Source organism: Pseudoalteromonas sp. TAB23, from assembly GCF_000498075.1.
Taxonomy (GTDB): domain Bacteria; phylum Pseudomonadota; class Gammaproteobacteria; order Enterobacterales; family Alteromonadaceae; genus Pseudoalteromonas; species Pseudoalteromonas arctica.
Genome location: NZ_AUTP01000201.1, coordinates 26010 through 43823, shown reverse-complemented (window position 1 = coordinate 43823; position 17814 = coordinate 26010). Strand labels below are relative to the sequence as shown.

At 40.2% G+C, this 17814-nt stretch carries 10 protein-coding genes and 2 pseudogenes; 4 read left to right on the top strand and 8 right to left on the bottom strand.

Features of this window, described 5'->3' with window-relative positions; genetic code table 11:
• Positions 1 to 95: 95 nt before the first annotated feature.
• Positions 96 to 1418: an IS4 family transposase gene (locus L654_RS0110450; protein WP_101162806.1), complete on the top strand. Its 1323-nt coding sequence runs from the start codon at positions 96 to 98 to the stop codon at positions 1416 to 1418.
• 76 nt (positions 1419 to 1494) lie between these two features.
• Here L654_RS0110450 and pepQ read toward each other — a convergent pair whose 3' ends face one another.
• Positions 1495 to 2817 carry a Xaa-Pro dipeptidase gene (gene pepQ / locus L654_RS0110445; protein ID WP_008171989.1) on the bottom strand — a complete coding sequence of 441 codons (1323 nt, stop codon included), beginning with the start codon at positions 2815 to 2817 and terminating at the stop codon, positions 1495 to 1497.
• Positions 2818 to 2966: 149 nt separating this feature from the next.
• Positions 2967 to 4853, bottom strand: coding sequence for a transglycosylase SLT domain-containing protein (locus tag L654_RS0110440; protein WP_024607972.1), 1887 nt, complete (start codon positions 4851 to 4853; stop codon positions 2967 to 2969).
• A gap of 192 nt (positions 4854 to 5045) precedes the next feature.
• Here L654_RS0110440 and fadB point away from each other — a divergent pair.
• The 3 genes and pseudogenes from fadB to tusA all read left to right on the top strand — a co-directional run bounded on the left by fadB (position 5046) and on the right by tusA (position 8945).
• A pseudogene (fadB, locus tag L654_RS01000000125900) lies at positions 5046 to 7210 on the top strand (fatty acid oxidation complex subunit alpha FadB).
• Between the two features lie 4 nt (positions 7211 to 7214).
• Positions 7215 to 8389, top strand: a pseudogene (gene fadA / locus L654_RS01000000125895) (acetyl-CoA C-acyltransferase FadA).
• Positions 8390 to 8705: 316 nt separating this feature from the next.
• Positions 8706 to 8945 (top strand): sulfurtransferase TusA, encoded by a 240-nt coding sequence (tusA, locus tag L654_RS0110425; RefSeq protein ID WP_007377644.1) that lies wholly within the window; start codon positions 8706 to 8708, stop codon positions 8943 to 8945.
• A 5-nt stretch (positions 8946 to 8950) separates the two neighbouring features.
• Here the strand turns inward: tusA and L654_RS0110420 are convergent, their stop codons facing one another.
• From L654_RS0110420 to recF, 6 genes are all read right to left on the bottom strand, one after another.
• Positions 8951 to 10570 carry a P-loop NTPase fold protein gene (locus L654_RS0110420; protein WP_024607971.1) on the bottom strand — a complete coding sequence of 540 codons (1620 nt, stop codon included), beginning with the start codon at positions 10568 to 10570 and terminating at the stop codon, positions 8951 to 8953.
• 57 nt (positions 10571 to 10627) lie between these two features.
• A complete protein-coding gene (locus L654_RS0110415; protein ID WP_024607970.1) occupies positions 10628 to 11077 on the bottom strand; it encodes a hypothetical protein in 450 nt (149 codons plus the stop codon).
• A 75-nt stretch (positions 11078 to 11152) separates the two neighbouring features.
• Positions 11153 to 13222 carry a glycine--tRNA ligase subunit beta gene (glyS, locus tag L654_RS0110410; RefSeq protein ID WP_024607969.1) on the bottom strand — a complete coding sequence of 690 codons (2070 nt, stop codon included), beginning with the start codon at positions 13220 to 13222 and terminating at the stop codon, positions 11153 to 11155.
• A 2-nt stretch (positions 13223 to 13224) separates the two neighbouring features.
• Positions 13225 to 14127, bottom strand: coding sequence for a glycine--tRNA ligase subunit alpha (glyQ, locus tag L654_RS0110405; RefSeq protein ID WP_007584197.1), 903 nt, complete (start codon positions 14125 to 14127; stop codon positions 13225 to 13227).
• A gap of 142 nt (positions 14128 to 14269) precedes the next feature.
• Positions 14270 to 16696, bottom strand: a complete 2427-nt coding sequence (gene gyrB / locus L654_RS0110400) for a DNA topoisomerase (ATP-hydrolyzing) subunit B (RefSeq protein ID WP_008172005.1) — start codon at positions 16694 to 16696, stop codon at positions 14270 to 14272.
• Positions 16697 to 16708: 12 nt separating this feature from the next.
• Positions 16709 to 17803, bottom strand: coding sequence for a DNA replication/repair protein RecF (gene recF, locus L654_RS0110395; protein WP_008138030.1), 1095 nt, complete (start codon positions 17801 to 17803; stop codon positions 16709 to 16711).
• Positions 17804 to 17814 lie beyond the last annotated feature (11 nt).

Genomic DNA, 17814 nt, shown 5'->3' with positions numbered 1-17814 from the left:
TAATGCCGATCAGTTAAGAAAATGACCGGTTGACCGATCCAAACGATCATGCAAAATCCGTAGTTAGGAAACTAACTACGGATTTTTTTGTGAATATAGAACAAGCACTGCAAGCAACACTTGAAGAAAGCAGCCGATACCATACCTTTGAAAAATTATCAGAAATTCTTGACCCTGAAATCATTGAACAAGGTTTTCAACAAGCTGGGATTGCAACCGTTCGTAAGCGAAGGTTACCGCTTGAGGCCGTTTTGTGGTCAGTTATTGGCATGGCATTGTTTCGAAAAGAATCGGTTTGGAATATCGCTAATAAGCTAGATATCATGTTACCTGGCAAGAACCAACTCGTTGCTCCAAGTGCGATGGTACAAGCGAGACAAAGGTTAGGTGATGATTCCGTTAAACACGTTTTCAATAAATCTGCTCAATCAATGTATAAGCAACAGTCATTCGAAACATGGAATGGCTTGAACCTATTAGCTGTTGACGGTGTTGTGTGGCGAACAGCCGACACGCCTGATAATCGTAAAGCCTTCTCTTCTGGTAGCAACCAATACGGTGATACAGCCTTTCCTCAAATACGCATGGTCTGTCATATGGAATTGACCAGCCATCAACTGCTCAGTAGCGAGTTTGATAACTATAAAACCAACGAGATGAAATTAGCTGAGCGTTTAATTGAACGTACACCAGATAATTCACTGACTATGTTTGATAAAGGATATTATTCTTTAGGCCTGTTAAATCGTTGGCACCAAACTGGGAAGATGAGGCACTGGCTGATACCAGCAAGGCCCGACTTACAGTATGAAATCATCTCCAGCGCGGGTAAAAATGACCATATCATTGAATTGAAAACAACAAAGCATGCACAAAAAAACTTTCCCGATGTTCCTGAAACGATTAAAGCGAGATTAATCAGTAAAACAATAAAGGGCAAAAGCTACCGTATATTAACCTCGATGACGGATAGATTGCGTTATCCAGGTAATGAAATTGTTGAATTATATTGTCATCGTTGGGAGATAGAACTTGGGTTTAGAGAAATCAAACAAACCATGCTTGATAGCGCATACCATTTAAGAAGCAAGCGTCCAGACATGGTGCGTCAGGAGCTATGGGGCGTGTTACTCGCCTATAATTTAATACGAAGAATAATGACGATGGCGGCGACAGTTACAGGGATATGGCCTAACCAGCTTAGTTTCTCTAGCAGTTCGATGGCTGTCATTCAGTATTTCTCGTCAGTATCTATAATGAGTCCAGGGAACATTCCAATACACTGGCAGCACTTACTCAATACACTGGTCTTATTTAAGCTTCCAGCTAGACGAGAGGATAGAAGATACCCCCGATGGGTTAAGCCAAAACCATCTAAGTATCCCCATAAAAAGAAAAATGCCAGTCAGCTTAACTGACTGGCATTAGGCCAAAAGGCCCCTTTAAATAATGTACGTATTTTAACGTGTATAAACTAATTAGTGTTAACTAGAATTAATCGAGCGCTAAATCTCGTGTCATATTCTCTAAGCTATCTTCGTGAACAATAATGTTATCTTCAATACGAATACCGCCAAATGGTTTAAATGACTCAATCTTTTCCCAATTAATAAACTGCTTATTATCGGTTTGCGCTAAATCACCAAGCAGTGAATCAATAAAATATAAACCTGGCTCAATAGTAAATACTTGGTTTTTTTCAATCAGGCGAGTACAACGCAAGAACGGATGCCCTTCAGGCGATGGCTGATGTGTGCCCTTTTCGTCACTCATAAAACCACCCATATCATGCACTTGTAAACCTAGGTGATGCCCTAGTCCATGCGGGAAGAAAGTAGAGGTAATTTTACGCTCAACAATTTCCTCAGCGGGTAGGTTAACAATTTTAAAGTCACTGAGTATTTGTGCAATACGGTTATGGCACTCAACGTGTAAGTCACCATAAAGCATACCCGGCTTTAAACCTTTACCTAACTCTATTTGTTGAACTGTCATAGCTTGTACAAGCTCAGCAAACTCACCCTGCTTTTTAAAATCATACGTACGAGTAATATCAGCGGCATAACCATTAAAGTTTGCACCAGCATCAATTAAAAATGAGTTATGAGTGTGTGGCGCTTTTGGATCAAAGTGGGTGTAATGCAAAATAGCGCAGTTTTCGTTAAGCGCAACAATGTTGCCGTACGGCATTTCATTTTCGCTTTGACGTGTTGCCATTAAGTACGCTTGCTGAATATCGAACTCGCTACCACCATTAAAGAATGTGTCGCGTGCAGCTTTATGCCCATCTACTGCAATGCGGTTAGCGTTGCGTAAACATTCAAGTTCGTACTGCGTTTTATAAGCGCGGTGGTAATGAAAATAGTTAAGTACAGGCTCAGGGTTCATAATACTAAAACCAAGTGCTTGCGCTACTTCAATATATTCGCCCATGTAAGCGTATTTAGCTTTATCGTATGGTAATAACTTTTCAACTTGATCAGGCTGAAGTAATAGCTCTATATCAAAGTACTCAGCCCAAAAGTCGCGAGGCTCGTCTGGTACTTTATGCCAAAAATCTACTGGACGATAAAATATTAGTTTTGGTTTGTCGCTGCCATTTACCACAATCCAGCAATGAGGATTGTCAATAACCGGTAACCACGCTTTAAACTGTGGATTAACTTTAAATGGATAATACATATCATCTAAAAACTGGCGCTTAGCTTGGCCTGAATGAATTACTAATCCTTCTAACCCTTCGCTATTACAAATTGTACGAGTACGCTGTTGAAGTGTTGCAATATGTTCGGCGTATAAAACGGCTAATTTATCCATTGTTAATCCATCTGTTAAATTTAACTTGCTCTGAGTCTACCACTTAAACACTAAGCGCTCAAAAAAGGGGGATATTTAACATGTAAACATCCCCCTTATTAATACCTATACCAATCGTGTTAAGTTATTGGTCGATTGGTATCATATATTCAACCGCCCATTTTCATTTCGAGTAGCGGCGCTAATACATTACCTTCTCGGCCCATTCTTGTATGGTAAACCTGCCTGTACGCAAATACATTTTTTACGTAATCGCGGGTTTCGCGATACGGAATAAGCTCTACCCATAACTCAGCCGGAATAGCGTCATCAGGTAACCAACGCTTTATACGATGATATCCTGCATTATAAGAAGCTGTTGCCAGCACTTCATTGCCATGGTTTTTCTTTTTTAAGTATTGTAAGTAACTAGTACCTAACCTAATATTTGTTTTAGGTTGATATAAACGACTACTTGTCACACTGCCTTTATTTACATACTCAGCAGTACTAGGTAATAACTGCATTAAACCACGCGCATTAGCATGCGAGCGTGCATCTGGCGCAAACGAGCTTTCGCGCCTTGCAATAGCAATACTCCAGGCAATATCTATCTTGCTACGTTTACTGTAGCGCTCAAAAACATCTTGAAACGCAAACGGAAAACGTTGCTCTACGTTATCCCACGCTTTAATTTTTGCTAAAGTAAAAATAGTACTGTCGTGCCAACCTAAATCGGTAGATAGTTGTGATGCTGCTAGCTTTTCTTCATCGCTAGACGTATCCGTTAAATAATTCCACTCACGGCGCGCCGACGTAAAGCGCTCAATATCATAAAGTGCTTTTGCACGCTTAAAGCCAGGTGCATTACTTACTTTATCTACAAGCACCTTATCGACTGCTAAAGGTTGATTATTTAAATCAACGGGCAAACCTAAACGTGCTGCTGCTAAAAAGCCGTAATAATCACGATTAGCCGCTACTTTTTTCCAAATATCGTCTGCTTTTTGTTGTTCGCCACGTTGTGCATAGCTATAAGCTAACCAATATTGCTGGCCAAGGCTTAAATCCTCTTTTCCTGTAAAAAACGCAGCAATCCCTTCCCAATCTTGGGTTTTGAGCATATTGCCCAGTTGCCATTGAATAAGCTTGCTGTCTAATCGCTCTTTCGGCACTTTATTTAGCCAAAAGCTCGCTTGCTTATGCCCGCTTGAAGCAAGTGACAACGCAAAGGTGTAATACACGTCAGCTTTATCTTCATCACTATACTTAAATATTTTTTCTAGTTTTTCCCATGCTTTTAAAGCAAGCTCTTTATCGCGCCAAACCAAACGCTTAACACCATAAATTGCTATTTGGCCTTCTTTAGCCGACTTATTTTTATATCGATATAATCCAGCTGCCGTGCTTGGATCTTTTCGCACTTTTAGATATAAATCAGCTAAGTAACGATCCTTACTTGGCAATAAAGTTTTTAAGTAAGGTAATAAGCTTTGCGTCCCGCCTTGTGCAGCAAGTGTTACACGCTTCCAAACCGTTTCTTCTTCCATGTAGCCTTTTTTACGCCACGTAGAAAACAAACTATCACAGCCATTAGGTTGCGATTTACCAACGGCCCATAAGTCGGTCACCTGATTTAGAATCGCCTTTTCAGGCGCGCCCAAGTCGAGCTGAAAATCTAAATAAGTACAGGTAAGCCCAGTATTAGAAGTTTCACGGTAGTTGCGTATGTACGCCGCTTTTTCATTGTTCTCTTTTAAATACTCCAACCACGCTTTGCGCACAGGCCACTCAAGCGGTGTATGCTGATATATATTTAAATAGTCTTCTATCTCTGCCTGATGCTTAATACTCGGGTGACGTTGCCAATATGTTTTTTCAACATACGGTTTTAACGGATGATTTAGGTTACTAACCGCTTGTTTAAAGTCTTGGTAACTTCCATACCTTACTTTTTTTTCGGCATCTAAAAAGGCATCGTTATCGATACTTGCCTCGGCAGAGTGAAGAGGGAAAATGAATGCAGCTGCCGCAACACTTAGTAAATATTTTTTCATAATGTCCTTTAATAAAAATTAAAGTAGTGAATAAAAACTTTTCAACCACCTTAGCACCAAACCAGCTATATTTTAACCAGTCGATTGTAACCGAGTTAAATTTTTCGTTGCATTTTTAATTTAAAGCAAGCACACTGATTGAAATGCAAACTCATCGTACCAGTCTTAGTTCGTCAACTAGGGAGAATAATAATGTTATATAAAAGCGATTCCTTTGAAGTTAGCTTCCTAAAGGAAAACATCGCCGAGTTTAAGTTTTGTGTTGCAGGTTCTGTAAACACATTATCTCAAAAAACTCTTTCAGATTGCGCAGCAGCATTAAAAGAATTAGCTGCCAATACTGATATCAAAGGCATGATTTTTACCAGTGATAAAGACCACTTTATTATTGGTGCCGATATCTTCGAATTTTTACCTACATTTACTAAACCTGAAGAAGAATTAGTAGTGTGGATCAAAAACGCAACCGACGTTTTTGATGCAATCGAAGATTTACCATTCCCAACTCTAAGCGCTATAAACGGTATGGCACTTGGCGGTGGTTGTGAGTGGGCACTTGCTACCGATTATCGCGTGGCAAGCGAAACAGCTAAAATGGGCCTACCAGAAGTTAAACTTGGCATAATGCCAGGGTTTGGTGGCACAGTGCGCTTACCACGTATCATTGGCGCCGATAACGCGATGATGTGGATTACCTCAGGCGCAGAAAACCGCGCAGCAGATGCCCTTAAAGTAGGTGCGTTTGACGCGGTAGTTAGTGCTGACAAACTTTTAGAGTCAAGTGTATCAACACTTGAGCTAGCGATTTCTGGCAAGCTAGATTGGCAAGCAAAACGTAACGTAAAACTACAGCCACTTAAATTAAACCGTGTTGAGCAAGGCATGAGCTTTGCTATGGCAGAAGGTATGGTAATGGGTAAAACCAAAGGCCACTATCCTGCACCGGTTATGGCTGTACGTACTATTAAAGCAGCGGCAAACTGTACTCGCGATGAAGCAATGGCAATCGAAAATGCTAACTTTGCTAAATTAGCACGTACACCAGAAGCAGCTGCACAGACAGGTATATTCCTAGCTGACCAATACATTAAAGGTAAAGCACGTAAATTTGCTAAACAAAGCGATGTAGAAATTAAACAAGCNAAGCCGCTGTATTAGGGGCTGGTATTATGGGTGGCGGTATTGCATACCAGTCTGCTTATAAAGGCACACCTATTATAATGAAAGACATCCAACAAGATGCGCTTGATTTAGGTATGGGTGAAGCGTCTAAGTTATTAGGCGCAAAAGTTAAGCGTGGCCACATGCCAATGGAAAAAATGTTGGCAACACTTAGCAAAATTAAGCCAACACTTAACGCGTCAGACCTACAAAGTGCCAACATTATTGTTGAAGCCGTTGTAGAAAACCCTAAAGTTAAGCAAGCAGTACTCGCTGATCTTGAAAAGACCATGCCAGAAGGTACGGTACTTACTTCAAACACATCAACTATTTGTATTGATTTACTAGCACAAGCGCTAGATAAGCCAGAAAACTTCTGTGGTATGCACTTTTTCAACCCTGTGCCAAAAATGCCATTAGTAGAAATTATCCGTGGCGCAAAAACCTCAGATAAAACAATTAATGCAGTAGTTGATTACGCACTTAAATTAGGTAAATCGCCAATTGTTGTTAACGATTGCCCAGGCTTTTTTGTAAACCGTGTTTTATTCCCTTACTTTGCAGGTTTTAGCAAATTAGTGGTTGAAGGCGCTAACTTTGCAAAAGTAGATAAAGTAATGGAAAACGTATTTGGCTGGCCTATGGGTCCGGCTTACTTACTTGATGTTGTAGGTATTGATACAGCATTCCATTGTACTGGCGTAATGGCTTACGGTTTCCCTGAGCGTATGGCGCGTGCTGATAAAGACCCTGTGACTATTTTTGCCAACGAAAAACGTTTTGGTCAAAAGAACAAAGCCGGTTTTTACAAATACGAAACAGATCGTCGCGGTCGTCTTAAAAAGTCTCATGACGAGACAGCAGTTGAGCTACTAAGCCCAATTACAGACGCATCAAAAGAATTTGATAAACAAGAAATCATCGACCGTTGTATGATTCCAATGATTAACGAAGTGCTACTGTGTTTGCAAGAAGGCATTGTTGCCTCTCCGCAAGAAGCAGATATGGCATTAGTTTACGGTGTTGGTTTCCCTCCATTTAGAGGCGGCGCGTTCCGTTACTTAGATCAAACTGGTTTAGCTAACTTTGTTGCAGCAGCAGACAAATACGCTCACCTAGGTGCGATTTACCAAGTATCTGAGCAAACTCGCAAGTGGGCCGAAGAAGGTCGTGTTTTCTATAAGGTGGAAGGTTAATATCATGAATAATCCAGTAATTGTAGATTGTATCCGCACACCAATGGGTCGCTCTAAAAGTGGTGTATTCAAACATAAACGTGCTGAAGACTTAAGCGCACATTTAATGAAAGGCTTACTTGATCGCAACCCAGCAGTTGATCCAGCATCAATTGACGATATTTATTGGGGTTGTGTACAGCAAACATTAGAGCAAGGCTTTAACGTAGCACGTAACGCAGCATTACTTGCCGGTATCCCACACAGCGTACCTGCTGTAACGGTTAACCGTTTATGTGGATCGTCAATGCAAGCATTGCATGACGCTGCACGCGCAATAATGACAGGCGCTGGCGACACTTACCTAATTGGTGGTGTTGAGCACATGGGTCACGTACCTATGACTCACGGCAACGACTTTCACCCAGGCCTTGCAACAACGATTGCACAAGCATCAGGCTCAATGGGTTTAACAGCAGAATACCTTGCAACGCTTCATGGCATTAGCCGTGAGCAACAAGATGAATTTGCTTATCGCTCACATCAACGTGCACAAGCTGCAACTGTTGAAGGCCGTTTCCGTCGCGAAATTTTAGCAATGGAAGGTCACGCAGCAGATGGTTCGCTTATCTTAGTTGAAGACGACGAAGTAATTCGCCCTGAAACAACAGTAGAAGGCCTATCAAAACTTCGCCCTGTGTTTAATCCTGCATCGGGTACGGTAACAGCNCAGCCGGTACGTCTTCTGCACTTTCTGACGGCGCATCTGCAATGTTAGTAATGAGCGAAGAGAAAGCAAAAGAACTTGGCTTACCAATTCGTGCGCGCATTAAAGCAATGGCAGTCGCTGGTTGCGATCCATCAATTATGGGTTACGGCCCAGTACCAGCAAGTAAAAAAGCACTTGCTCAAGCCGGTATTACAATTGATGACCTAGGCGTAGTAGAACTTAACGAAGCCTTTGCAGCACAATCATTACCTGTAATGAAAGATTTAGGGTTAATGGATGTTGTTGACGAAAAAGTGAATTTAAATGGCGGCGCAATCGCACTTGGTCACCCTCTGGGTTGTTCGGGTTCGCGTATTAGCACATCGCTTATTCACTTAATGGAAGATAAAAATGTACGATACGGTTTAGCAACTATGTGTATTGGTTTAGGCCAAGGCATTGCCACTGTATTTGAACGTGTTCAAGACTAATTAGTTTTAAACATGTAAAACCATCTTGGTGATTAAAAAGGCGGACTGATTTTATTCAGTTCGCCTTTTTTATTAGCTTTAATTAAGTGAAAACGACCCTTTATCAAACAAGCATGTAACAGCGTAATTATGTGATCGGGCGTATTATTAAATAAAGTCTTTTGAAGCAATAAAGTTTCAAATAAAATGGGCATATTAAGATAAGTAAAATAGTTAAATTACACTTGAAATTGCGTTAAACTGCCAAACTTATTAATTGCTATACCTAAGCACTCGCGTACGCAGCAATCACTTTAATTAAACAGGTCAATTTATTATGAGCTTTGATAATCCCGATCACCAATTAGATGCCATAGGCCTTCGCTGTCCAGAGCCAGTAATGATGGTACGTGCTGCTATTCGTAAAATGAGTGATGGTGAAACGTTATTAATAACTGCTGATGACCCGTCAACAACTCGCGACATTCCGAGCTTTTGTACGTTTATGGATCATACGCTGGTGGCTAAAGATGCAGAAGAAGCACCGTATAGGTATGTGGTGAAGAAAGGGCTTTAAAGTTATTAATTATCAGCAAATTTACTTGTTAAGCCAATTAGGTTCAAGTAATCATTTGCAGTAAAACTATTTACTCCGGAGAATGTCATGTGAGCTTCTAATAGCTGAGGTTCACTGATAACGCCTCTCCCATCATAACCAAACGTATTTAAGTAGTTAGTCTTTTTTATATTGTCACCTCTTTTTAATACATTTTGAAAGCTACGAAGATAAGTAAAAAGATCCATCTTTGAAAACTCTGAAAAATGCTTCATAAGTGTTTGTCGCTCATAGGCATCTGAAATAGGTGACTGTTTGCTCCCGCCTAAGAGCTTGGCAGAGTTGATCATTTCCTTCAAGTATCCAGACAAATTTAACTCTTTAGCTGAAAGCTTTAAGTCAGTAACTCTATTGTTAATAACAAACGGGTTATCTTTGAAGATCAAACACACATAGTCATATTGAGGTTTATTGAACATATATAAGCAAAGTAAGATTAGTAGAACCAGAATATCTACTGTTTTCTCTTCGCCAATTAACTCTATACTTGTAAGTAATCTATCTGCTAATTGTATAGCTGATCTAGGTGCTAAATTTTGCCAATTAGAAATTTCAGCGATAAACGAAGATAGTTGTCTTTTTATATCATCCCCTTGAGATAAAAGCGGAAACAGTAAAATGCTTTTTTGTTCAAGATATTGATTATCTAATACAGTAAAATCACAGTTTGCTTCTAGTAAACTGGCGGAAATCCCAACATCTAGATGGTATTTTGTATCGAAGAACCTCCTTAAATAATTATCAGCATTAAAGTCATTTCCATACAAAGCTTTTATCGTATGCTGTAACTCTTCCGTATGAGTTGATACCACAATCACTAGCCCTTCAATATCGAAAATATGTTTTATCGCTTCAAGCATTTCTACGGCATAAGTTGGTCGACATCGATCTAACTCATCTATAAATATAAACGCAGGATAACTTCGAGTTATTGCTTGCAAGCCTCCTTTTGGCTTTTCAATCGAGTATTTTACTAACTCTTTAATAGTGCCCTTTAGCTCTTTTACTCCCTTCTTATAGTCATTATGCTCTTTAAACGCTTGTGTAGTCATTGCTTCCATAGCAGCTGACAAATCTAATGGTTTATTGTTTTGTGTTGATGACGAAGTATCTGTGTCAGAGTTTTCGTCTACAAATAGGTCTTCAATATCAAAGCCACCATATCGCTTAACCAATGCTGCTAAAATTTTTGGTAATACAGATATACCTATATTTTTAAAACGCTTTTTCTTTTCTTTACTTAAGCAACTTTGATTAACTGTTTTTAGAAGCTGCTCTTGAATTTCAGCTAGTACAGTAATTATGGGGGAATCCATAAAGTCATTCGACCAAGCATCTATATAAACAACTGGGTGTTCATGCTTTAAATCTTCAGCCCAACGTTTTACAAAGTAAGTTTTACCCGCGCCCCACTCAGCATTAATGTTAATTACGTAAGAAGATTTATTAGTCTTTGTTCTATTTGCGTTTGAGCGACGAACAAGGATTTTAGTCAGCAGTTCTGCATCTTGCTTTCTATTTAGTTGATCAGCAGGATAAGTAATATCATCAATTTTTATTTCTTCGTTCCATTCTTTAATTTTCATACAACGTCCTTGTCACAAATCCATTAATTCACTCGGGCTGCTTTAAAAATACAGCTATCACTTCTTCGTTATCGTCACTTGTGGCTTGTCGTAGTCACTATAATCAATACTTACTATGTATATGCCTTTTATTGCTGGTGTGAAACTAAAGTAGTTATAAATAGTATTACAGTCTGCGATAGCTGGTTGGCCGAGTGTTAGGCTTTGCCCTGCTGGTTGTGCGTCGCTGTAACCACAGTTGTAACCTTCACTAAAATCGACATCGGCTATTTTAAATTCGTACACTTTACCAGGCGTCGAAAATTTAACTTGTGCTTGATAAAGCGCAGGGCCTACTGGCGCAAACTGATACTGGGGTTCTGCATCCCACAGTGTAAAGTCGCCACGTAAGTAAATTGTGCGGTCAAGCTCTTGCTGTGGTAAAACATCGTTAATCGAAATTTGGCTTGTACAGGCAGTAAGTAAACCAGCAATTGCTAAGGTTAAAATTCGTTTTATAGAAATCATCAATGGGGTTTCCTTTGCATACAGTGAAAACTAAAAAGCCAGCAAAACGCTGGCTTTTAAAATTGTTAATCGGTGTTATTTTTGTAAAACAGAAATATCTGCAATACCTAAAAACAATCCGCTTAGCTGGCTTAATAGCGCAAGACGATTTTGCTTAACAGCTTCATCGTCGGCCATAACCATTACGTTGTCAAAAAAGTTATCAACACTTTCGCGAATACCTGCCAATTGGCTTAATGCTTCTTGGTAGTTTCCATCTGCGTAAAGTGGTGCAAGGTCAGTGGCAAATTTTGCTACTTGTGATGCCAATACTTTTTCGGCGTCGTCGCTTAATAAGCTCTCATCAACACTACCTTGGCTGGTAATGTCGTTTTTAGCCAGAATATTACCTACACGCTTATTAGCTGCTGCAAGCGCTTCTGCTGCATCTAATGTGCGGAAGTGGCTTACGGCTTTAACACGGCGATCAAAATCAGCAGGTTTAGTCGGACGACGTGCAAGCACTGCTTGAATTACGTCTACTTCAATACCTTCGTCTTGATACCACGCACGGAAACGCCCTAGCATAAATTCAAATACGTCAGTTGATACATTTAAGTTAGTTAACTTGTCGCCAAACAATGTTTGCGATTTAGCTACTAGGTCTAAAATATCAAGTGGTAGTTCTTTTTCGACCATGATGCGAAGTGCACCAATAGCAGCACGACGAAGAGCAAATGGGTCTTTGTCACCTTTAGGTGCTTGGCCTATACCAAAAATACCCACCAGCGTGTCAAACTTATCAGCAATCGCTACTGCACAGCTAATTAAGTTTGTAGGTAAGTTGTCGCCTGCAAAGCGTGGCATGTACTGCTCGTTTTGCGCTACGGCTACCTCTTCGGCTTCACCATCGTGGCGAGCGTAATGCATTCCCATTACACCTTGCACGTCGGTAAATTCCATTACCATTTCAGTCATTAGGTCAGTTTTACTTAATAAGCCTGCACGCTGTGCTAGCACTTTATCAGCACCTAATTGCTCAGCAATATAACCTGCAAGCTCACTAATACGCTGAGACTTATCTTTAAGCGTACCAAGTTGCTTTTGGAACAATACGCTATCAAGCGATTCTAATCGGCTTTCTAGTGTTTTCTTTTTATCTGTTTCAAAGAAGAACTGTGCATCGGCTAAACGCGGGCGCACTACTTTTTCGTTACCAGAAATAACCACACTTGGATCTTTACTTTCTATGTTAGACACAAACAAAAACTTATTTAAAAGTTTGCCATTTTGATCTAATAACGGAAAGTATTTTTGATCGTCTTTCATAGTATAGATTAACGCTTCGGCTGGTACATCTAAAAATGCTTCTTCAAATGTTGCCGTTAAAGTAACTGGCCACTCTACAAGTGATGTTACTTCTTCTAGTAGATCTTCATCCATAGCAACAACAGCATTAACTGCTTTTGCAGCATCTTCTATTTGCGTACGAATTTGCGCTTTACGTTGTTCGTAATCGGCAATAACGTAAGCAGATTTAAGTACGTCAAAAACGTCGTCCGCATGGTTTATGCTAATTTTTTCTGGGTGATGAAAACGATGACCCTGAAGCTGGTTAGTTATTTTCTTACCAAGGATCTCACCTTCAAGTAACTCATTACCAAACAAAATAGTTACCGTATGCACAGGACGAATAAATTGTGTTTTATTCGCGCCCCAACGCATTGGTTTAGAAATTGGTAATTTAGCCAACGCTTTAGTAATTGCACCTGTCATTAGCGTTTTAGTTTCTTGCCCTGCTACTTTAGCAATGTGCAATAACCATGCGCCTTTGTCTGTTTCGAGTGTTTGTGCATCTTTTACTTCAATACCACAACCACGTGCCCAACCCATTGCTGCTTTTGTTGGGTTACCGTCACCGTCAAATGCGGCTTTAGTTGCTGGGCCGCGTTTTTCAACTTCTTTGTCTTGTTGCTTAGCTTCAAGCGCTTTTACTTGTAAACCTAAACGACGAGGCGATGCATACCAGCTTACGCCTTGGTGTGCTAATTCTAGTGTTTCAAGCTCTGCAGTTAAGTTTGCAGCAAACGCTTCTGCTAATTTACGCAGTGCTTTTGGTGGCAACTCTTCTGTGCCAATTTCTACTAATAAATTTTGTGCTGACATACTTACTTATCCTTACACAGCGGGAAACCAAGCGCTTCGCGTTTGTCATAGTAACTTTGTGCACACGCTTTTGATAACGCACGAACGCGTAAAATATAACGTTGACGTTCGGTTACCGAAATTGCGTGGCGTGCGTCTAGTAAGTTAAATGCATGCGATGCTTTCATTACTTGCTCGTAAGCCGGTAGTGGTAAGTTTGCTTCAATTAACTTTTGGCTCTCTGCTTCACATTTATCAAACTGAGCAAATAAGTCTTCTACGTTTGCGTGTTCAAAATTGTAAGTAGACTGCTCTACTTCATTTTGATGGAACACGTCGCCGTAGGTTACGCGCCCTAGTGGACCGTCTGCCCATACTAAGTCGTAAATACTATCTACGCCTTGAATGTACATTGCTAAACGCTCTAGGCCGTAAGTGATCTCACCCGTTACTGGTGAACACTCAATACCACCAACTTGTTGGAAGTAGGTAAACTGCGTTACTTCCATGCCGTTTAACCAAATTTCCCAACCTAGGCCCCACGCACCTAACGTAGGTGATTCCCAGTTGTCTTCTACAAAGCGAACTTCGTGAGTTAGTGTATCGATACCCATAGCCGCTAAAGAGCCTAAATAAAGCTCTTGGATGTTATCTGGCGATGGCTTTAAAACTACCTGAAATTGGTAGTAGTGTTGTAAGCGATTTGGATTTTCACCGTAGCGGCCATCGGTAGGACGACGACACGGTTGCACGTATGCACTCGCCATTGGCTCTGGACCAATAGACTTTAAAAAAGTTTGCGGGTGAAATGTCCCTGCGCCCACTTCCATATCAAGTGGTTGAATAATGACACAGCCTTGCTGCGCCCAATAATCCTGTAAAGCCAGGATCAAACCTTGAAAGGTTTTTACGTCATATTTTTGCATATTTGGCTTTTTACTATCTAAGAAGTAGCGTGAAAATTACCCTTAGTATACCGTGTGTACACTCAGGTTTTAAGCAGTTTGTGTAATTGAAGAAAATAAAAAAGGAGCCATTAGGCTCCTTTTTCTATGTAAGCAATATTTTTTACACGTCTAAGTTAACTACACGTAGTGCGTTCTTTTCAATAAACTCACGACGAGGCTCTACTTGGTCACCCATTAAGGTCGCAAATAATTGATCCGCGCCAACAGCATCTTCGATCGTTACTTGTAACATACGACGAGCACTAGGATCCATTGTGGTCTCCCAAAGCTGGCTTGGGTTCATTTCGCCCAGTCCTTTATAGCGTTGAATATAGATCCCGCGCTTCGATTCTGTGATCAACCATTCCAAAGCATCCACAAAGTTATCAACAGGTTTTGTTTTCTCACCACGTTGAATATATGCACCTTCGCTAAGGATGTTTGCGATGTTAGTACCAGTCACAGCAATGCGTTGGTAGTCACGTGACGCAATAAAGTCATAGTGAAGTACGTGTGCTTTATCTACACCGTGCTGACGAATATTCACAACCGGGTAATACATATTACGCTCAGCATCATGCTCTGTACCAGCATGGAAAATAGTCGCATCTTCATCACGTGCAATTAGGTCGTCAACCAACACTTTAGTCCAAGCAATTACTTTAGCTTCATCTGAAAGGTCATCAGTTTTCAATTCTGTCTGATAAATTAAGCGTTCCATTACCGTGTTAGGGTATTTACGCTTTAAACGCTCAATTACTTTAACTGTGTTTTGATAATCGTGAACGATTTCTTCTAGTGCTTCACCTTCAAGAGCAGGTGCATCTGTACTTGCATACAACGCTGCACCATTAAGAGCAAGCGATGTTAGGTATTCAACTAATGCAGGGTCATCTTTAATATAACGCTCTTGCTTACCTTTTTTCACTTTATAAAGTGGTGGTTGAGCAATGTAAATATAGCCGCGTTCTACAATTTCAGGCATTTGGCGATAGAAGAATGTTAATAGTAACGTACGAATGTGAGAACCATCCACGTCCGCATCGGTCATGATTATAATGCGATGGTAACGTAATTTCTCAGGGTTATATTCGTCACGACCAATACCACACCCTAATGCAGTAATTAGTGTTGCTACTTCTTGCGAAGATAACATTTTATCAAAACGTGCTTTTTCTACGTTTAAGATTTTACCTTTAAGCGGAAGAATAGCTTGGTTTTTACGGTTACGTCCCTGCTTGGCTGATCCGCCAGCAGAGTCCCCTTCCACTATATATAGTTCAGATTGGGCAGGATCTTTTTCTTGGCAATCAGCTAGCTTACCAGGTAAGCCTGCTAAGTCCATTGCACCTTTACGACGTGTCATTTCACGGGCTTTACGCGCCGCTTCACGAGCACGTGAGGCATCAATAATCTTACCTACAACAATTTTGGCATCAGTTGGGTTTTCTAATAAAAACTCAGTGAATTTTTCAGCCATTGCTTGTTCAACTGCAGACTTAACTTCACTTGAAACAAGCTTGTCTTTAGTTTGCGATGAGAACTTAGGATCAGGAACTTTAACGCTTACAACAGCCGTTAAGCCTTCACGGGCATCATCACCGGTAGCATTGCTGGTTGTTTTAGCTTTTTTGTTAAAGCCTTCTTTTTCCATGTAGTTATTAAGTGTACGTGTTAGCGCTGATCTAAAACCGGCTAAGTGAGTACCACCATCACGTTGTGGAATATTATTTGTGAAACAGTAAATGTTTTCTTGGTATGCATCATTCCACTGCATTGATACTTCAACGCTAATACCATCTTCTTCACGTTCGTGAGTAAAATGGAATACACCTTTATGTATAGGTGTTTTATTACGGTTTAAGTATTCAACGAAAGCTTGAATACCGCCTTCGTATTTAAAGTGGTCTGATTTATTTTCTTCACGTTCATCATTTAAAATGATGCTCACACCTGAATTTAGGAATGAAAGCTCGCGTAAACGCTTAGCTAAAATTTCGTAATGAAAATCTAAGTTTGTGAATGTTTCACCACTTGGCCAAAAACGCAGTTCTGTACCTGTCGTGTCCGATTCGCCAATAACAGCTAAAGGTGCATCTGGAACACCCATAGTGTAAAACTGCTCATGAAGTTTACCTTCACGGCGAACTGTAAGTTTTAGCTTTTCTGAAAGTGCATTTACAACAGAAACACCAACACCGTGTAAGCCACCTGATACTTTATAAGAGTTATCATCAAACTTACCACCGGCATGAAGTACCGTCATAATAACTTCGGCTGCTGATACGCCTTCTTCTTCATGGATAGAAGTTGGAATACCACGACCGTTATCTCGTACTGAGACAGAACCGTCTAAGTGAATCGTTACATAAATATCATCACAATGACCTGCTAAGGCTTCATCGATCGAGTTATCAACGACCTCAAACACCATGTGGTGTAAGCCTGTGCCATCATCGGTGTCCCCAATATACATTCCAGGACGCTTTCTTACTGCGTCTAATCCTTTAAGTACTTTAATACTCGACGAGTCATAATTCTCAGACATGGTTAATCCCACTTATCTTGTTATTAGGTTGCCATGTTTCACGTGGAACATTTGTAGTTCTCGTTGCATGGGTTCCACCACAGCAGAAATACTTTCAGACAAAATTGAAGAGATAAAAATTTGAGAACTGCAGTGAGCAAGTAATTGTCCCACTTTCTCTTTTGTATCTTCGCCTAACTCTGAAGGTAGATCATCTATTAGCAATATAGATTGCTTATCTGTCTCTGACTCAATTAAGCTATTTTGCGTAACTTTTAACGCATATAATAGTAACTTCAATTGACCGCGTGAGAATGTATTCTCCACGCTGTTGCCAGCGACACTAAAACTAAAATCGGCCTTATGAGGGCCTTTACTTGTAAACCCTTGGCGAGCATCTCGCTCAAAGTTTTGCTCTAACGCATCTGCAAGAGATTCGGTCTCTTTCCAGCCTGCGTTAAAGGTCATTTCTAAATCACGTACAAGCGTTAATTCTGCGCACATTTTATCAAAAAACTGCTGCTTAAACCTACTTATATACGCCAATCTTAATTTATTTATTTCTTCAGCCAGTCTAACAAATTCTTTGTCCCAAAACTTAATTTGGTCAAAATAATTCTTGGGCTTAGTTTTTAACAATGCATTACGTTGTTTAAGTACTTTATTAAACGATTGCCATAAAAAAAAGAACTCATGTTCCACGTGGAACAAACCTAAATCTAAAAACTTTCTGCGCTCTTTAGGCCCACCAAAAAATAAAGAATAACTCTCTGGTGTAATAATTTGCACTGGCATGAGTTGAGCTAGTTCGGATATTTTACGGCTCGCCTTACCTTGAATTTTTAAATTAGTTTCACCCGTTTGAGTTTTACTAATACCAATTGGAATAGATAAGTCGTGTATTGTTTTGCGCCCGTGAATTACAAACTGCTCTTGCTGATGCGCGATAATACTTTTGTGTTTTGGAGTACGAAAAGATTTGCCGTGAGAAAGGTAATAGATAGCCTCTAAAAGGCTGGTTTTTCCGCTGCCATTTTCACCATATATTATATTAACGCCGTTAACTGGTTCTAGCGTCAGCGCCTCAATATTACGAAAATATTTGAGGCTCAAATGACTTAAGCTCATTATGTATTTAT

Bases quoted from the DNA above. Each gene is read 5' to 3' on its own strand.
- pepQ (WP_008171989.1), bottom strand. From the start codon at position 2,817: ATGGATAAATTAGCCGTTTTATACGCCGAACATATTGCAACACTTCAA.
- L654_RS0110440 (WP_024607972.1), bottom strand. From the start codon at position 4,853: ATGAAAAAATATTTACTAAGTGTTGCGGCAGCTGCATTCATTTTCCCT.
- tusA (WP_007377644.1), top strand. From the start codon at position 8,706: ATGAGCTTTGATAATCCCGATCACCAATTAGATGCCATAGGCCTTCGC.
- L654_RS0110420 (WP_024607971.1), bottom strand. From the start codon at position 10,570: ATGAAAATTAAAGAATGGAACGAAGAAATAAAAATTGATGATATTACT.
- L654_RS0110415 (WP_024607970.1), bottom strand. From the start codon at position 11,077: ATGATTTCTATAAAACGAATTTTAACCTTAGCAATTGCTGGTTTACTT.
- glyS (WP_024607969.1), bottom strand. From the start codon at position 13,222: ATGTCAGCACAAAATTTATTAGTAGAAATTGGCACAGAAGAGTTGCCA.
- glyQ (WP_007584197.1), bottom strand. From the start codon at position 14,127: ATGCAAAAATATGACGTAAAAACCTTTCAAGGTTTGATCCTGGCTTTA.
- gyrB (WP_008172005.1), bottom strand. From the start codon at position 16,696: ATGTCTGAGAATTATGACTCGTCGAGTATTAAAGTACTTAAAGGATTA.
- recF (WP_008138030.1), bottom strand. From the start codon at position 17,803: ATGAGCTTAAGTCATTTGAGCCTCAAATATTTTCGTAATATTGAGGCG.